General features: G+C 58.6%; 16 protein-coding genes. 8 read left to right on the top strand and 8 right to left on the bottom strand.

From position 1 onward, the window contains the following. From NW818_RS08070 to NW818_RS08060, 3 genes are all read right to left on the bottom strand, one after another. On the bottom strand, nucleotides 1-1,293 hold a 1,293-nt coding region (locus tag NW818_RS08070; protein ID WP_414424272.1), incomplete at its 3' end, for a CHASE2 domain-containing protein. A 175-nt stretch (nucleotides 1,294-1,468) separates the two neighbouring features. Beyond that, nucleotides 1,469-3,607 carry a polyribonucleotide nucleotidyltransferase gene (locus NW818_RS08065; protein ID WP_011433060.1) on the bottom strand — a complete coding sequence of 713 codons (2,139 nt, stop codon included), beginning with the start codon at nucleotides 3,605-3,607 and terminating at the stop codon, nucleotides 1,469-1,471. 59 nt (nucleotides 3,608-3,666) lie between these two features. Then, complete coding sequence (locus NW818_RS08060) at nucleotides 3,667-3,948, bottom strand: MoaD/ThiS family protein (protein ID WP_414357275.1); 282 nt, start codon at nucleotides 3,946-3,948, stop codon at nucleotides 3,667-3,669. A gap of 251 nt (nucleotides 3,949-4,199) precedes the next feature. Between NW818_RS08060 and NW818_RS08055 the strand changes: the two genes are divergently transcribed. Together NW818_RS08055 and NW818_RS08050 are read left to right on the top strand one after the other, a co-directional pair. Further along, entirely contained in the window at nucleotides 4,200-5,132 is a 933-nt protein-coding gene (locus NW818_RS08055; RefSeq protein ID WP_414424271.1) for an arylamine N-acetyltransferase family protein, read from the top strand. Nucleotides 5,133-5,191: 59 nt separating this feature from the next. After that, nucleotides 5,192-6,832 carry a 2-isopropylmalate synthase gene (locus NW818_RS08050; RefSeq protein ID WP_414417413.1) on the top strand — a complete coding sequence of 547 codons (1,641 nt, stop codon included), beginning with the start codon at nucleotides 5,192-5,194 and terminating at the stop codon, nucleotides 6,830-6,832. Nucleotides 6,833-6,962: 130 nt separating this feature from the next. Here NW818_RS08050 and NW818_RS08045 read toward each other — a convergent pair whose 3' ends face one another. The 4 genes from NW818_RS08045 to NW818_RS08030 all read right to left on the bottom strand — a co-directional run bounded on the left by NW818_RS08045 (nucleotide 6,963) and on the right by NW818_RS08030 (nucleotide 9,529). Further along, entirely contained in the window at nucleotides 6,963-7,991 is a 1,029-nt protein-coding gene (locus NW818_RS08045; RefSeq protein ID WP_011433056.1) for an ATP-binding cassette domain-containing protein, read from the bottom strand. A 133-nt stretch (nucleotides 7,992-8,124) separates the two neighbouring features. Then, entirely contained in the window at nucleotides 8,125-8,328 is a 204-nt protein-coding gene (locus NW818_RS08040; protein WP_011433055.1) for a phycobilisome linker polypeptide, read from the bottom strand. 166 nt (nucleotides 8,329-8,494) lie between these two features. Continuing rightward, the gene (gene apcB / locus NW818_RS08035) at nucleotides 8,495-8,980 is read right to left on the bottom strand and encodes an allophycocyanin subunit beta (protein ID WP_011433054.1); all 486 of its coding nucleotides are present in this window, start codon (nucleotides 8,978-8,980) and stop codon (nucleotides 8,495-8,497) included. A 63-nt stretch (nucleotides 8,981-9,043) separates the two neighbouring features. Next, nucleotides 9,044-9,529, bottom strand: a complete 486-nt coding sequence (locus NW818_RS08030; RefSeq protein WP_011433053.1) for an allophycocyanin subunit alpha — start codon at nucleotides 9,527-9,529, stop codon at nucleotides 9,044-9,046. Nucleotides 9,530-9,871: 342 nt separating this feature from the next. Between NW818_RS08030 and hslO the strand changes: the two genes are divergently transcribed. Continuing rightward, on the top strand, nucleotides 9,872-10,762 hold the full coding sequence (gene hslO, locus NW818_RS08025) for an Hsp33 family molecular chaperone HslO (protein ID WP_414424274.1): 891 nt from the start codon (nucleotides 9,872-9,874) through the stop codon (nucleotides 10,760-10,762). A 76-nt stretch (nucleotides 10,763-10,838) separates the two neighbouring features. Further along, nucleotides 10,839-11,819, top strand: coding sequence for a glycosyltransferase family 2 protein (locus NW818_RS08020; RefSeq protein WP_414328984.1), 981 nt, complete (start codon nucleotides 10,839-10,841; stop codon nucleotides 11,817-11,819). Here NW818_RS08020 and NW818_RS08015 read toward each other — a convergent pair. After that, the gene (locus NW818_RS08015) at nucleotides 11,811-12,938 is read right to left on the bottom strand and encodes a YcjF family protein (protein ID WP_414424270.1); all 1,128 of its coding nucleotides are present in this window, start codon (nucleotides 12,936-12,938) and stop codon (nucleotides 11,811-11,813) included. The genes NW818_RS08020 and NW818_RS08015 overlap by 9 nt on opposite strands. Before the next feature lie 423 nt (nucleotides 12,939-13,361). Here NW818_RS08015 and NW818_RS08010 point away from each other — a divergent pair, with 423 nt between their 5' ends. From NW818_RS08010 to NW818_RS07995, 4 genes are all read left to right on the top strand, one after another. Beyond that, a complete protein-coding gene (locus NW818_RS08010; protein WP_414424269.1) occupies nucleotides 13,362-13,913 on the top strand; it encodes a Dps family protein in 552 nt (183 codons plus the stop codon). A gap of 123 nt (nucleotides 13,914-14,036) precedes the next feature. Next, on the top strand, nucleotides 14,037-14,315 hold the full coding sequence (locus NW818_RS08005) for an Asr1405/Asl0597 family protein (protein WP_414424268.1): 279 nt from the start codon (nucleotides 14,037-14,039) through the stop codon (nucleotides 14,313-14,315). Further along, nucleotides 14,299-14,949, top strand: a complete 651-nt coding sequence (locus tag NW818_RS08000) for a (2Fe-2S) ferredoxin domain-containing protein (RefSeq protein ID WP_414424267.1) — start codon at nucleotides 14,299-14,301, stop codon at nucleotides 14,947-14,949. The genes NW818_RS08005 and NW818_RS08000 overlap by 17 nt, the downstream gene beginning before the upstream one ends. 180 nt (nucleotides 14,950-15,129) lie before the next feature. Then, nucleotides 15,130-16,098, top strand: a complete 969-nt coding sequence (locus NW818_RS07995) for a Gfo/Idh/MocA family protein (RefSeq protein WP_414424273.1) — start codon at nucleotides 15,130-15,132, stop codon at nucleotides 16,096-16,098. The last annotated feature ends 34 nt before the right edge of the window (nucleotides 16,099-16,132 follow it).

Raw genomic sequence — 16,132 nt, 5'->3', positions numbered from 1 at the left:
AAGTGCTCCGCACCGCTGACGCGAACGTAGGGGGGGACGATAAAGCACCAAGAGCAGTCCCGTTCCCACTCCCAGCAGCAAGACCACCGCAACCGCCACCCCCCCCGGCACGGATTGGTAGACCTCCCCGGTGAGCAGGCTGGAGAGGACTTGCGCCTGCAGCTCCACCGCCGCAATCTGGGATCCATCCGCAGTCCGCACTGGGAAGGTTTCGGGGTAGCCGCCCACAAAACCCACCAGGACAATTTTGTCCCGCAGTTGGTCGGCAACTTCGGGATCGAGGGGAGGGATCCCTTCTTGGCCGCGGCAGGCTTGGCTGGGGTTGACCAAAGTGCTCCGCACCGCTGTCGCGACTGAGCCAGCAGACCCGGATCCTGCTTGTGGAACAGCCGGAGGGCAAACCTGTTCGATGGGGATAATGGGGATCCCGTGCTGGGATCCGAGGGGGTTGAATTGGATCGGCTGCAAACCCCGCTCGCGAAACCAGCGGCTGGCCCGCTCCGGGTCGTATTTGGCAAAAGCCAGAGCCTCGACCGAGGCGAACATCTGCTCCTCTTGGCTGTCGCGGCGCAGGTAGAGCCCCCGCAACTGGGCCTGGCGCAGGATCCCGGCACTGTCTACCCGATGTTGCACCACCCCCTGCACATGCTCTGGCGGCACCAAGTACTCCAGCCGCAGGGAAGAAAAGGGCAGGAAATGGTTGTAGATGTTAATCTCGGAGCGGCCAAAGCTCTCGCTGCTGCGGGTGGCCAAGACCAAGCGATCTGGGTAGCGCTGTACCACCTGACGTAGAGGGGCATCTAAGTTCTCGTTGCCCAGGTTTTGCGGCACCACAAAGCTGCTGGGCAGGTTTAGCACCACCACCCTGGCCTCAGCTTCTTCCAGTAGACGCAACGTCAGGCCGGCGTAGTTGGCCCGTTCCAGAAGGAAGTCAACTTGATGTTGGCCAAGGTGCTCTGCACCACTGGTGCGGCCATTGCTTTCCCCCTGTCCGCTGTTCCCGTTAGCGGGAACGTGCTCCGCACCGCTGTCGCGATCGAGTCCTATACGACCATCAATGCCGACGATCACCACCTCGGGAGAAGGCTGCTGAGGGCCACGCCAAGCGTACAGCCACTCCTGGGCGTCGCTCTCCATCCGCACCAACAAAGGATGCTGAGCAGAAAGGTTAAGCAGAGCAGCCCAACCCAAGCCCCAAGCCAACGCCCAGCCCAGCCGCCGCCGGGAGGGGGACAGTCGAGCTGGAGAAGTATAGCCTTTGCCAACGAGAAAGGGAGGGACGGGATCCGGCATATTGCAAAGGGCTTTGCACCGCTGACGCGACCACACGAACGGCAGTGCAGACGCGAGCCAGCTAAAAAGCGCTCCGCACCGCTGTCGCGATGGAGTTTTCTCTGCCATTTTGGCCGCTGCCGGCGGCTGTCGAGGGGATCCCTGGCCCCCCCGTTGCTGGGGGAAAACCGCAGCCTCAGTGGTGATGGTTGCGCACCCGCGCTGCTTCCTCAGGGCTAATGCCGAGGCGAGTGAGGTTGATACGGCCTTTGTGATCGATGCTGCGCACCTTGACCACCACCTCATCTTCCACAGCCACCTCGTCTTCCACCCTGCCGACGCGGTACTCCGCCAGTTGCGAGATGTGGATCATGCCCTCTTTGCCGGGCAAAAACTCCACAAAAGCGCCGATGGGGATGATGCGGGTCACCTTGCCCAAATACACCTGCCCCTCTTCCACCCGCCGCACCAGATTTTCGATCATCGCCCGCGCCGCCTCCGCCTGGCCGCCCACCGAGGAAGACACGGTGATTGTGCCGTCGTCGCTGATGTCCACCTTGGCCCCTGTCGCTTCGGTGATGCCGCGCACGGTCTTGCCACCGGGGCCGATGATCTTGCCGATGTCCTCCGGATCCACCTTGAACGTGAGCAGACGGGGAGCCGTTTTGGCCAACTGGGGTCGAGGCGCAGCAATCGTCTCCAGCATCTTGTCGAGGATGAACTCGCGTCCGGCCTTGGCTTGCCGGATGGCCTGCTCCACCACGTCAACGGTGATGCCGGTGATTTTCATGTCCATTTGCAAAGCAGTGATCCCCGCCCGCGTACCGGCCACCTTGAAGTCCATGTCGCCCAGAAAGTCCTCGATCCCCTGGATGTCGGTGAGGATGCGCACCTCGTCCCCCTCCTTGATAAGACCCATGGCCACCCCGCTGACCGGCGCTTTGATCGGCACCCCAGCATCCATTAGGGAAAGAGTGGAGCCACAGACGGATCCCATCGAGGTGGAGCCGTTGGAGGAGAGCACTTCCGAGACCACCCTCACCACATAGGGAAACTCCTCTTCCTTGGGCAGCACCGGCACCAAGGCCCGCTCCGCCAGCGCCCCATGACCGATCTCCCGCCGTCCCGGCGAGCGTGAAGGCCGCGTTTCTCCCACTGAAAAGCCCGGAAAATTGTAGTGGTGCATGTAGCGCTTCTCATCCACCGGGTGCAAGTCGTCCAGCTCCTGGGCATCGCCGGGGGTGCCGAGGGTAGTGATGGAAAGGACTTGGGTGAGGCCGCGATTGAACAAGGCACTGCCGTGAACCCTTGGGATCAAACCCACCCGGCAAGAGACCGGTCGCACCTCGTCCAGCTTGCGTCCATCCACCCGCACCCCCTCTTGCAGGATTTGCTGGCGCATCAGCTTCTTGAGCAGAGCCTTGAACTGGTTGTCCAACTCTTTGGGGTTTTCCAGAAGATAGAGCCGCAAGGGATCCCCCTCTGGCCGTTCCTGGATTTGGGCCTCTAGCTTGGCCTTGAGCTCCTCCAGTTGCTGTTCCCGGCTGGTCTTGTCCAAAAACTGCCTGAGAATGGAGCGAATGCCCTCCTGAGCCTGCTCTTCTACAAAGGCAATCAGCTCCTCGTTTTTGGGGGGAGGGGGCAGCTCTACCGGGGTGATGTTGAGATCCGCCAGGACTTGCTGTTGGGCTTTGAGCAGCTCCTGAATGGCCTCGAAACCAAACTCGATGGCCTCCACCACGTCCTTTTCCGGCAGTTGGTTGGCCCCGGCTTCCACCATGATCACGCCATCGGCACAGCCGGCCACCACCAAATCCAGATCGCCCGCCTCAATTTCGGCATAAGTGGGGTTGAGGATAAATTCATCCTTGACCAAGCCCACCCGCACCGCCGCCACCGGGCCGTTGAAGGGGATGCGAGCACCGTGAATGGCCAACGAGGCTCCCAAAATACACAACACATCGGGCGGCACCGTATCGTCCACCGAGAGGGTGGTGGCCACCACCTGCACATCATCCCGCAGCCATTCCGGGAACAACGGACGAATGGGTCGGTCTATTAAGCGAGAGATCAAAGTGGCCCGTTCCGGTGGCCGGCCTTCTCGCCGCAGATATCCCCCTGGGATCCGCCCCGCTGCGTAGAGGCGCTCTTCGTAATCGACCAACAAGGGCATAAAATCAACGCCAGGCCGGCCTGGCTGCCGTGTGGCGGTAACCAAAATCGAGGTTTCGCCCGAAGTCAGCCAAACCCCACACCCTGCCTGGGGGGCCATCAGCCCAATATTGATGTCAATTTCCCGCCCATAAAAGGAAATCGACCGAGTGTATTCTGCCATGTAACGCTTCGCCTTCTTTTTTTCTTGCCGCTATCGTAGCATTCTCCTTTTGCTCCTTTTCAGCCCCCGCTGACCGGAGGGATCAGAACGACTTCGTCTCCCGCCGATAGGGGAGTGTCGGCAGCTACAAAATTGAGGTTGAGACCGAAGCGCGTTTGGGAGCGCCAAGGAGCCAAGCTGGGGTAGCGCTGGATCAGTTGATCGCACAGCTGCCCGACGGTGGTACCAGGGCTCACCTGCAGGCGCATCTCGGTTTGTCCGATTACTTCTTGATAGACGGCAAAGAGCTTCAGCGTGATGGGAAAAAGCTCATCGGAGGGCAAATTTTGGGCAGCAGCCATCGGTAGCGCTCCCACCTGCTTTGGACGGTCTTGTAAACCATCTTGGGCAAGCTTGGGCCTGGCCGTCCACCAGAATCCTCTGCCCATCTCATACTCATCAGGGATCCCTACAGCCACAGAAAAATCGGCTCCGGGGAAAAGATGCCGTCTTTCAGATTCCAGTGAACTGTTCTTCTGGCTCTGGCCGGGGATCCGGGGCAAGGCTAGGGTAGGCCAAAAGCTTGCTTGGCAGCCAACCGGTTTCTGTGCTGATGCTAGAGCCACTGACCCCCTCCCAAATCAGGGCCTACTTGGATCGGATTGGCTACGTTGGCCCCACCCAGCCCACCCTGCAAACCCTCCGCCAGATCCACCGAGCCCACCTGCTGCGGGTGCCGTTTGAAAATCTGGACATTCATCGGGGTCGCGCCATTTGCCTGGAGCGGGATTTCTTGTTCCAAAAAATCGTCCGAGAGCGGCGGGGCGGCTTTTGCTTTGAGCTGAACAGCCTGCTGGCCGCTGCCTTGCAGGGAATGGGGTTTTCGGTACACCTGCTCTCAGGACAGGTGAGCCGCGCCGTTCGCGCTACTCCGACGGAGTCCGATGTCCGCTTTGGACCTGAGTGCGACCACTTGGCTGTGCAGGTGAACATCGGCGATGAAGCCTGGCTGGCAGATGTGGGGTATGGGGAGGCCTTTCGCGAGCCGTTGCGGCTGGGGGATCCCGGGATTCAAGCCCAGGCTGAAGGACGCTACCGCCTCACCCTTTGGCCAGGGGATCCCACCGCTCGTCGGTATTGGCTCGTTCAGCAGGAACAGCCGGATCGCACCTGGAAAACTCTATTTCTTCTGGATCGGATCCCACGCTCCCTGCAGGAGTTCGAGCCCATGTGCCGCTTCCACCAAACTTCGCCAGAATCGATGTTTACCCGGCTGCGCCTTTGCACCCTGGCCACTCCGACCGGACGGGTCACCCTCACCGCCCGCGCCAATGGCTCTTTTAAGTGGATCGAGACCACCCCAGAAGGCCGCCGGGAACGCCCTCTCAAGGACGAGAAAGAGTATGAACAACTGCTCGCCTGCGCCTTCGGGATCTGCCTTCCCCCATCTCCTGCCGCCGCTGGGGATCCCAGGGGAAAGGTTGCAAGACCCAAGCCCAATGACGTCTCAACAGAGCCCACCCAAATCTTCCCCAAACAAGGCTAGAACCCCTGCCAGTTAATGTCAGAATAATGAGGTAGTGTTTCGTTATCCCAGTAACCGTTATGGATGCTGCCGCGGTCGCCGGGTTTGATGGCCAAGCTTTGGATCATGTACTCATTTTCGACACCACCCTGCGAGACGGGGAGCAGTGCCCCGGCGCCACCCTCAACACCGAAGAAAAGCTGGCCATTGCCCGGCAGTTGACCCGGCTGGGCGTCGATATCATCGAAGCGGGGTTTGCCTATGCCAGCCCCGGTGACTTCGAGGCTGTGCAGAAAGTGGCCGAGCAGGTGGGAACCCCCGATGGCCCCGTGATTTGCAGCCTGGCCCGCGCCCTCAAGCCGGACATTGAGGCAGCCGCTGCAGCCCTAAAGCCCGCTGCCAAGCCCCGCATCCACACCTTCATCTCCACCTCCGACATTCACCTGAAGTATCAGTTGCGCAAAACCCGCGCTGAGGTGCTGCAAATTGCCGAGGAGATGGTGGCCTACGCCAAGTCCTTCGTGGACGATGTGGAGTTCTCCATGATGGACGCCACCCGCTCCGATCCCGAGTTCCTATACCAGGTCATCGAGGCGGCCATTCGGGCGGGGGCTACAACCATCAACATCCCCGATACCGTCGGCTATGTCATGCCGGAGGAGTTTGGCCAACTGATCAAGGGCATCCGCGAAAATGTGCCCAACATTAAGCAAGCGATCCTTTCCGTGCATGGCCACGACGATCTGGGGGTTTCGGTGGCCAACTTCTTGGAAGCGATTAAGCAGGGCGCCCGTCAGGTGGAAGTGACGGTCAACGGCATTGGTGAGCGGGCCGGCAACACAGCCCTGGAAGAGTTGGTGATGGCCCTGCATGTGCGGCGCAGCTACTTCAACCCCTACTTCGGCCTGCCGGTGGACTCCGAGAAGCCCCTCACCCACATCAAAACTCAGGAGATCTATCGCACCTCGCGCCTCGTCTCCAACCTCACTGGCATGTTGGTGCAGCCCAACAAGGCTATCGTCGGCTCCAACGCCTTTGCCCACGAATCTGGCATCCACCAGGACGGCATGTTGAAGAACCGCCAGACCTATGAGATCATGGATGCCCAGACCATCGGCCTGCAATCGAGCACCTTGGTGTTGGGCAAGCACTCGGGCCGCAACGCCTTTCGCACCCGCCTCAAAGAACTGGGGTTCGAGCTGTCGGAGCAGGATCTGAACAAGGCCTTCTTGCGCTTCAAAGAGCTGGCTGACAAGAAAAAAGAAATCTCCGACCTGGATCTGGAAGCGATTGTTAACGACGAAACTCGCCCGGTGCCCGAACTCTACCGCCTGGAGCATGTGCAAGTGGTGTGTGGCAATCGAGAGGCTCCCACCGCCACGGTGCGCCTGGTAACCCCGGAAGGGGAAGAGCGGGTGGACGCTGCCGTGGGCACAGGCCCGGTGGATGCGGTGTACAAGGCCATCAACCGCATTGTCAATATCCCCAACAAGTTAATCGAGTTTTCTGTCCAATCGGTTACTGCCGGCATCGACGCCATTGGGGAAGTCACCATCCGCCTGCGCCACGAAGACCGCATCTTTTCCGGCCATGCCGCCAACACCGACATCATCGTCGCTTCGGCCCAAGCCTACATGAATGCCCTCAACAAGCTCTACTCTGCGCTGCACGCGGCACGCTCGACGGCTGACCAGCGCGAGGCTGCTGCCCAGAAGATCTGAGGGAAGGGTTAGGGAATCCCAGTCGTTTCCAACAAAGCTGGGATCCTTCGCTGCTGACCCTCACCCCCAGCCCCTCTCCTCTTGGGGAAGAAGGGAGCCCACGCTCAACCTAACCCTGTTGCAAATGACCCTATGGGCTGGCCGAAGGGATCCCATCCGCAAACACCCGCCCGATCACTTCCTCGATGGGCGGGTCGGTTACCGTTAGATCCAGCACATCCAGCTCTGCCAAGAGCTTGGCCACCGTTTGGGTGAGCTGCTCCCGCTGCACCCACAGCCGCGCCTCACAGCTGCCCGGATCCCCGTCCGTGCGCACCTCTCCATAGAGCTGCAGTTGGGCAACAGGGCAAGGGCGAGCCAATTTCAACCTCACCTCTCGGTAGGGGGCAAAGCGCTCCAGCAATGCCTCGAGGTCGCCATCGTACATGAGCTGCCCCGCGTTGATGACCAGCACCCGTTGGCACAGCGCAGTAATATCGGCCATGTAATGGCTGGTCAACAGCACCGTTGCTCCATAGCGGCGGTTGTAATCCCGCAGAAATTGCCGCACGCCGGCCTGGGCGTTGACATCCAACCCCAAGGTGGGCTCGTCCAAAAACAAGATCTGCGGGCGGTGCAACAGAGCCGCCAACAGCTCCGCCTTCATCCGCTCCCCCAAGGAAAGCTTGCGCACTGGTTGCTTCAGCTTGCTTTCTAGGTCGAGCAGCTCCGCCAGCTCCCCCACCCGCTCCCGAAACTCCTTCTCAGGGATCTCGTAAACGGCAGCGTTGATGCGCAAAGAGTCCATTGCCGGCAGATCCCAAATGAGCTGCTGCTTCTGCCCCATCACCAGGGTGATCTGCCGCAAAAACGCCGGCTCCCGGCGGTAAGGCACATGACCCACCACTTGCACCGTGCCGCCGGACGGATAGATCAAACCAGTCAACATCTTGAGGGTAGTGGTCTTGCCCGCCCCGTTGGGCCCCAAAAATCCCACCATCTCCCCCGGCTGAACTTGAAAGCTCACGGACTGCACCGCCGGGATGTGGCGATAGGTGCGGCGAAAAAAGTGGCGCAGGGTGCCAACCACTCCGGGATCCTTGACGGCCACCGGGTAAACCTTGCTCAGGTTGTGGGCAGCGATGATTGGCTCCAACCGGGTCGGCACATCAGGCAACATCTACCCCCACCCCTACAAAACGGCCAGATCCGCTACCCCAACCCCAAGAACAGAGCTTCCAGAGCTGGGCATACCGGATCTGCAGAGGGCTATTTCTCAGTATCCGAGGGAAAGCAACGAACGAATAGGGGAACTACAGCAGTCCTACGTCCATCCCAGGCTTACCCGTGGCCAGCTCCACCTTCAGGATGCGGCCACCCGATTTCTGGATGCGCTGCTGTTCCCGAAACCAGTTCTCATAGGGCACCAGCTTGGTGAAGTAGGTATTTTGCAGCTCCCGCTGGGTGCGAATTCGGGTTTGGCTGGGCACACAGGCCGTGATCTTGAACATGCGCATGATATGGGATCCCCGCTCAACAACAAAATGGGCTATCTCGACCAGCAGAACAGGCGACTCACCCCAGAAAGCTCGCGTACTTCAGCTAGCACACCAGATCCCTGTGGCAAATCGCCCGCCGTGCTCGTTGAAGAATGCACCTCCCCTGAGGCAATGACGCCGGGAGTTAGCTCAGGCCAGAGCAGATGTAATCGAAGTACACCCCCATTTCCTTGCCGGCCTCAGCACCCACCAGAGCGGCAGTTACCTCTTTCATGGCTTGGATGGCCTGGATGGTTGCCCCAATGGGCACTCCCAGGGAATTGTAGGTCTCCTTGAGCCCGTTCAGCACCCGCTCGTCCAGAATGGAGGGATCCCCGGCCAGCATGGCGTAGGTGGCGTAGCGCAGGTAGTAGTCCATGTCGCGGATGCAGGCAGCATAGCGACGGGTGGTGTACATGTTGCCGCCAGGACGGGTGAGATCAGAGTACAGCAACGCCTTGGCAGCAGCATCCTTGACGATGGTGGAGGCATTGGCCGCGATGGTGGCAGCCGCCCGCACCCGCAGCTCGCCTGTGGCGAAGAAGGCTTTCAACTTCTCCATGGCCGAGCTGTCCAGATACTTGCCTTGAACATCGTAGCTGTTGATTACAGCAGTAATTGCGTCTTGCATGATGAGCTTCCTAAATCCAAATCGACGAACAGCAAAGGGTTGTGCGGCAAAAACAATGAGGGATTAGCTCATTGCCCCCACCACAAAGTCGAAGTAGTAGCCGGCTTCAGCCGCATCGTCAGGAGAGAGCAGACCCATGGCCACCTGCTTCATTTGACGAATGCTCTCGGCCACCGCCGGAATGGGTGTGCCCAGGGAGTTGTACATCTCGCGGACACCCACCAGGCCGATCTCTTCAATCGGGGTGACATCGCCGGCAATGATGCCGTAAGTGATCAGGCGCAGGTAGTAGTCCATATCCCGCAGGCAAGTCGCCGTCATCTCTTCCCCGTAGGCATTGCCCCCCGGAGAAACAATGTCGGGGCGCTTCTGGAAGAGTTGGTCGGCAGCTTGTTTGACGATGCGCTCACGAGACTCGGTCAAGACTTGAGCAATGCGCAACCGCTTCTCGCCCGAGGTGACAAAGGACTTGATCCGATCCAGTTCCCCCGGGCTGAGGTAGCGGGCCTCCGCGTCCGCGTTCACAATCGATTTCGTAACAACACTCATGGATATCCATCCTCAAGTCGATTTTTTAAAGAGTATGACGAGCATACCCGCAAGCTATTTTCCGATATGCTTGCCGTCTGCCATCTCAGATCTTCACACTTCTTAAAATCTCTCCCAGAAAAGGGACAGTCCCATTCCCGCCCCGACAGGGCAGTTCCCTCCCCAAAGTCCGGCAAGAGAGGGGCTACAATCTCACTTAGACTCACTTAGAATGAAGGCTGAGTCGCCAGGGGATCCCTGCAGGCTTGGTTTAAGACATGCGTTGAGGTTGCGATGACGGATGCCTCTGGGTCAGAACGATTGAAGCGAGCGAAAGGTATTTCTGAGGGTACGCCCTCATCTCTGCCGGATCACCTCATCCGGGCCACGGCGGCAGAAGGCAAAATCCGAGTGGTGGGCTTGGTGGCCACCCAGGCGGTACAAGAGGCAAGGGAGCGGCACAAGCTCTCCTATGTGGCGACAGTGGCCTTGGGGCGGGCCATGAGCGCAGCCCTGTTGCTGGCGGCCAACTTGAAGCGACGCCAGGCGCGGATTAACCTGCAACTGAAAGGGAATGGCCCCTTGGGCAACATCTGGGTGGATGCCGGCTTGGATGGCACGGTACGCGGGTATGTGAGCAACCCCGCCATTGAGCTTCCTCTCACTGCCGAGAGCAAGTTGGATGTGGGCCGAGCCGTTGGGCGCTATGGCTACCTCCATGTGCTGCGGGATCTGGGGTATGGCCAGCCTTACACCAGCGCGGTGGAGCTGGTTTCGGGAGAGGTGGGAGACGACATCACCTACTACCTCTCCTCCTCAGAGCAGATTCCCTCGGCAGTCCTTCTGGGAGTAAATCTCGACTCACAGCGGGTACGCGCCGCCGGCGGAGTGTTGTTGCAGCTGATGCCAGGGGCGCCGGCCAGTCTGATCCCAGAGATGGAAGCCCGTTTGGCCAAAGTGGAAGAATTTAGCCCGATGTTGGCTGGTGGCGGCGGCTTGCGGGAGCTGTTGCAAATCTGCCTGGGCGACCTGGATCTGAAAATTGCGCCGGAAATGCGCACCATCCGCTTCTACTGCAAGTGCAATTCCGACCGAGTGAAGGGGGCCCTGCGCATGCTGGGGCGGGACGAGTTGCTCGATATGATCCACACCGACAAGGGGGCAGAAGCAGTTTGCCAATTCTGCAACGAGGTCTACCGCATCTCGGAAGACGAGCTGCGCTCGATTGTGGCGGAGATGTCGGCCACCCCCTAATGGCAAAATGATGGCCAACTACGGGATCCTCATTGTTTTCTGACACCTCTCGATGTTGTCTGAGCCCCCGGTTGAGTTGGTTGAATTATCGGTTGTTGTCCCCTGCAAAAATGAGGCGGACAACCTGGAACACCTGTTCGAACGCCTGCAACTTACCTTGGAGCCGCTGGGGATCCCCTACGAGATTATCTGCGTCAACGATGGCAGCCAAGACAACACGCTGGAAAAGCTCATTGCCTTCCATCGTCGGGATCCCCGTATCAAAGTGGTGAACCTTTCCCGTTGCTATGGCAAGGAGATCGCCCTTACTGCCGGCCTCGATCACGCCTCTGGTCGAGCTGTTGTTCCCATCGATGCCGACTTGCAAGATCCGCCGGAGCTGATCCCGGAGATGCTGCAGCAGTGGCGGCAGGGCTATCAGGTGGTTTATGCGGTGCGCCGCAGCCGCCGCGGGGAGAGCTGGCTAAAACGCTTTACAGCCAACGGCTTCTATTGGTTGATTGATCAACTCAGCCAGGTGCGGATCCCGCGCAATACGGGGGATTTTCGACTGCTGGATCGGCAGGTGGTGGAGGCAGTTAAACAGCTGCGAGAGCGCACCCGCTTTATGAAAGGGATCTTTGCCTGGGTGGGCTACCGGCAAACGGCCATTTTTTACGATCGCGCCCCCCGCTTTCGCGGCAAAACCCAGTGGAACTACTGGCGGCTGTGGAACCTAGCCATAGAAGGCATCACCTCTTTTAGCTCTTGGCCGTTGCGGGTGTGGAGCTACATAGGGTTGGCGATCTCGGTTCCAGCCTTTTTGTATGGCCTTTTTCTCATCATCCGCACCTTGCTCTTTGGCTCCGATGTACCTGGCTATGCCTCTTTAGCGGTGATGATCTTGTTTTTGGGCGGGATCCAGCTGATCAGCTTGGGCGTGATTGGCGAGTATTTAGGCCGCGTTTTTGAAGAAGTGAAAGGCCGCCCCCTCTACCTGGTCGATGGCACCTTTGGGTTTGAGACCCCACGACCTTCCCCTGCCCTAGATTCAGTACCTACGCAAAAGCTAGGATGAAAAGTCATCTTTCAGAGTTTTGGATCCCGAGGCAACATAACTTTGGTACTCGCGTATAAAGATATCTTTCATCTCTTCTGGAGATAGCTGGATCCCTTGGATTTTGGCGCGGGCGATGGCCTTCATCAGCTCGATATAGGCCAGGCCCAGAGAGAGAGTGAGGGTGGCTGCCGTAGTGGATTGGATAGCGCTGCCTACAATCCCCGGGCCGGGAATCATCTTCAGCAAGTTGGACACAATCGTTCGCCCGATTGCTGTTGTAATTGTAGTGCCTGCCAAAGCGGCTATCAAAGAGTAGTAAAAAGAAGGGGAAGCCTCGAAGCCAAAAATAAAGCTGATATTGGCAATCATGCCTGCTTGGGCTGTAACCAACAGAGGGGCATCTGCAAAGGGAAGGGGCACTGCCCCGATAAACGCTGCACTGGCCACATAGCCTGATACGTACTTAAAGGCAGCCTCGGCTTTGAGATCCACCCGCAGCAATTGCTGGCGGATAAAGGCAAGGCGAGCCACTTCCGGCAAAAGCTCTAGCGTGCAGCCAATTAGGTGCTCCAGCCCGTGGGCAGGAATGGTAATTTGCCGGTTAATCGCCTTGTTGCGGGCCAAAACGGGAACAATGTAGCGGACAGGCAAATTTTGATGCTGCAAATACCGGAAAAACTCGCTCTCTTCAGGATTGGGATATTCCAAGCATTGGGTTAAGACCAAGATGACGGGAACGTCTTTGAGTTCCAACTCCTTTAGCCATTTGCGTTCAACTTCCTCCAACCGCTTCAGTTCGTGGTGGAGGCAGTACCAAACAACATGGATGTGATGTTCAGGATCCTTAAAGCGCAGCTCCTCGATAAGCTGGGAAACCTCCAGGCGAACTTGCTGATTCTGTTCACCGTCTAGTTCCATGCCAGGTGTATCGTAGATGGTGATTGGGCAACCTGGCTTGGAATACTGACGAATGTGGCGGGTGACGGGGCTGCCAACACCGGTACGGGCCAGCTCATCTCTAAACACTGCATTGATCAAGGTGCTCTTGCCCACCCCGCTTTTGCCAATGACCAGGATGTTGCAGTGGCCCAACTCTGTCTGCGCCTCTAGGAGGTCCTTCTGTAGTATCTGAGACACCGAATTCCAGAAAGACTTAAAGGCTTCTGGCTTCTCGAGAGATTCAGAAGCTTCTGGGATGCCTCGGGCACGGTCAACAATTTGGCGGGTTAGGTCAGTCAGTTTCTCTAAGAAGGATGGGCTTTTCTGAGACATGCTTCTTGCTCTGGCTTCCTCGAGGCTGATAGCCCCACAAGGGTAGCCCAGGGGGGATCCTACCGCCAAGTTTCTTCCTATACAGGAGACTGCCCCAGCAAAGAGCAAATCTGTCCGCGCCCTGATCCCGCTCAGCGGGATCCGCAACAACGGGTTTATTGAGAGTTATTCACAAGAGTCATTTTCTGCACTATGCTAGATTTGGAGATAAGCACCCAAGGATCCCAGGCCCGTTGTGGCGGGCGCTCTAGGATTCACAGCTCCTTTTAACTTGTGCTGGAGAGTTTTATGTCCGAAACTTCAACCCTGCGCCAGTCTTTCAACAGCGTGCGCGACAATCCTGTCTTGCTTGGCACTGAGATAACCCAGCCGGTTTGCGAGGGGATGAACGCCCTGCTGGCCAGCTTCCAGGGGCTGTACTTGCAGTACCAGAAGCATCACTTCGTGGTAGAAGGCACCGAGTTCTATCCGCTGCACCAACTCTTCAAAGATCACTACGAGCAGGCGAGGGAGCATGTCCACGACCTGGGAGAACGCCTAGAAGGGCTGGGAGGTGTGCCGGTAGCCAGCTTTGCCACCTTGGCCCAGCTTTGCTGCTTTACCCCTGAGCCGGATGGAGCTTTTGAGGCACGGCAAATGTTGATGAACGACCTGGCGGCAGAGCAGGCCATCATCGATCTGCTGCGGCGGCAGGCAGCCCAGGCGGAGAGCCTTGGGGATCGGGCCACCCGCTACCTCTACGAGCAAATCCTGTTGAAAACAGAGGATCGCGCTTTCCATCTCCATCACTTCCTGGCCAACGATAGCCTGGTGTTTGGCTTGATGAACGGCAGAGTCTAGCCAGAGGGTCTACAGGTGGGCTTGAGCCTGCCTAGCTTCCGGCCTCTGGCTTTTTTTTGAAAGGCTATTGAGAATTTGTTTCATCTCTTCACTATTCTTTACTCTGAGGTGCTGATCCCGGCCATGAACCCCGTCTTTCTGGACTCTGAGCGCGGCTATCTCTTGAACATTCCTCTGGGCGAGCGCTGGCGCATTGGTCGGCGGTTAGTGGAATTGGGGATCCCGGCAGTTTGTACAGGAGATGGTCGTCTGCGGGTGGAGGTGAGTACTCCATTGGCTGTTCTACAGGTGCGCAGTGTGATCCGTCAGCACACAGCGCGGCGACAGGAGTTATTGGATGGCCTAGAGGTTTGTTGGCAGCTCAACACAGAGGCTGGGGGTCAAGATGAGCAAGTTCCCTAAGCAAGGAATCCCGTTTGAGTCGGAGGGCCAGTTTTTGGGATTTCTTCCCGATAAAGACGGCAAGCTCAAGTACCTGCGTTGGCAGGCTGGGGCTGACATTTTTTCCGGCAAGATCCCCAAGTCTCTGCGCTCTGCCCTCTACCGCACCCTCAAACCTGGAGACACCGTGCAGATCTGTGGGGAGCGGGAGGTGGATTCGCACAAAGGGCGAGAGAAGTGGGTGCTTTACCGGGTGGTTCCCCTCGGAGAGAGGGCGGGGGGTTTGTCTTCGGCTTCTGGGGCTGAGGCAGCTTCCGAACCGGTTGCTCCAAACATCACAGATATCAAAGGAGATATCAAAGGTACAGACATCAAAGGTAAGGTGCTGGTCTGCCAGAAATCCGACTGTTATCGGCGTGGGGCCGGAGCGGTGATGCAAGCCCTGAACGCCCACTTGGCCGCCTACTCTGGTTCGATTTGCGTGCAGGGGGTGGGCTGCATGAAAGATTGTAAACGGGGCCCCCATGTGGTGTTTATGCCCGACAAAGCCCGTTATAGCGGCGTTTCCCCCCAGGGGATCCCGGCTTTGTTGGAGCGGCATTTTCCGCTTTCCTCGCCGCAACCCCAAGAGGTTGAAGCAGCAGCTTCTTCCTAACGCCCATGGGATCCCCACCGGCGAACAGCTCTGTGAGGTAGGCACAAAATCAAAGGGTGCAGCAGGAGTTTTCCGGCAAACCTAGGCGGAGCGAGATCCGGATTGCCGGGTGGTACAAAGGATCCCTCCTGTGTGATGCTACAGACAGAGGCAGGCTAGGGGAGGGAACAAACCTTGCGGGTGGGGATCATCGGCACCGGCTACGCAGCTCGCTCACGGGCCGAGGCCTTGCGCAAAGATGGGCAAGTGCAGATTGTCGCTATTGCCGGTCGAGCTCCCGACCGGAGCGATGCTTTTGCCGCCGAGTTGGGGGCCGTCGCCTATTCGGACTGGTCTTCTCTGTTGGGCGAGCAGCGGCTGGATCTGGTTTTTGTCAGCACCATCAATCGGGATCATGCCGCCATTGCCCGTGCTGCTCTGGAGGCAGGGATCCACACCGTCGTGGAATATCCCCTCGCCCTCAGCGCTGCCGAAGCGCGTTCCTTGGTGCAATTGGCAGCCGAGCGGCAAGTGCTGCTGCACGTCGAACACATCGAGCTAATTAGCGGCGTTCACCGGTTGCTGAAACAAGAGCTGGAAGGGTTGGGCAAGCTGTTTGCCGTTCGCTACATCACTCTCACCGCCACCCACCCCGCCCCCGATCGCTGGACCTATCGGCCTGAGTTGTTTGGCTTCCCCCTCATGGGGGCTGTTTCTCGCATCCACCGCTTGGTGGACTTGTTGGGCAAGGTGGAACGGGTGAGCTGCCAACTGCGCTACGACGGGCCGGACCTGCCCCACCGCTACAGCAGTTGCTACTGCACAGCCCAACTGAGTTTTGCCAATGGGTTGCTGGCGGTGTTGACCTATGGCAAGGGGGATTCCCTGTGGTGCTCGCAGCGGCTACTGGAGTTCCACGGTCAACGGGGGGGCCTGTTGATCAACGGCGAAGAGGCAACGTTGCTGCGGCCCGGCAGCGCCCACCCTCTAGAGACGGGATCCCGCCACGGCCTGTTCGAGCAAGACACCCGCATGGTGCTGGATCACCTGCGCCACGGCAGACCCCTCTATATCCATACTGAAAACATGCTCCACGCCCTGGCGGTGGCCGAGGCAGCCGAGCGATCTGCCCAAACCCAGCAGGTGGTTTGCGTTCAGGATTGGCCCTAAGGGAAGTCCCTGATACATTTACGCTGAACACTGC

The sequence above is a fragment of the Synechococcus sp. R6-5 genome, assembly GCF_047461775.1.
Taxonomy (GTDB): domain Bacteria; phylum Cyanobacteriota; class Cyanobacteriia; order Thermostichales; family Thermostichaceae; genus Thermostichus.
Note: the sequence above shows the minus strand (reverse complement) of the source record. Positions and strands in the feature narration are given on the sequence as shown.

Bases quoted from the DNA above. Each gene is read 5' to 3' on its own strand.
- NW818_RS08040 (WP_011433055.1), bottom strand. From the start codon at position 8,328: ATGCGCATGTTCAAGATCACGGCCTGTGTGCCCAGCCAAACCCGAATT.
- NW818_RS08045 (WP_011433056.1), bottom strand. From the start codon at position 7,991: ATGTTGCCTGATGTGCCGACCCGGTTGGAGCCAATCATCGCTGCCCAC.
- NW818_RS08030 (WP_011433053.1), bottom strand. From the start codon at position 9,529: ATGAGTGTTGTTACGAAATCGATTGTGAACGCGGACGCGGAGGCCCGC.
- NW818_RS08010 (WP_414424269.1), top strand. From the start codon at position 13,362: ATGTCCGAAACTTCAACCCTGCGCCAGTCTTTCAACAGCGTGCGCGAC.
- NW818_RS08060 (WP_414357275.1), bottom strand. From the start codon at position 3,948: ATGGCTGCTGCCCAAAATTTGCCCTCCGATGAGCTTTTTCCCATCACG.
- NW818_RS08065 (WP_011433060.1), bottom strand. From the start codon at position 3,607: ATGGCAGAATACACTCGGTCGATTTCCTTTTATGGGCGGGAAATTGAC.
- NW818_RS08000 (WP_414424267.1), top strand. From the start codon at position 14,299: ATGAGCAAGTTCCCTAAGCAAGGAATCCCGTTTGAGTCGGAGGGCCAG.
- NW818_RS08055 (WP_414424271.1), top strand. From the start codon at position 4,200: ATGCTAGAGCCACTGACCCCCTCCCAAATCAGGGCCTACTTGGATCGG.
- apcB (WP_011433054.1), bottom strand. From the start codon at position 8,980: ATGCAAGACGCAATTACTGCTGTAATCAACAGCTACGATGTTCAAGGC.
- NW818_RS08050 (WP_414417413.1), top strand. From the start codon at position 5,192: ATGGATGCTGCCGCGGTCGCCGGGTTTGATGGCCAAGCTTTGGATCAT.
- NW818_RS08005 (WP_414424268.1), top strand. From the start codon at position 14,037: ATGAACCCCGTCTTTCTGGACTCTGAGCGCGGCTATCTCTTGAACATT.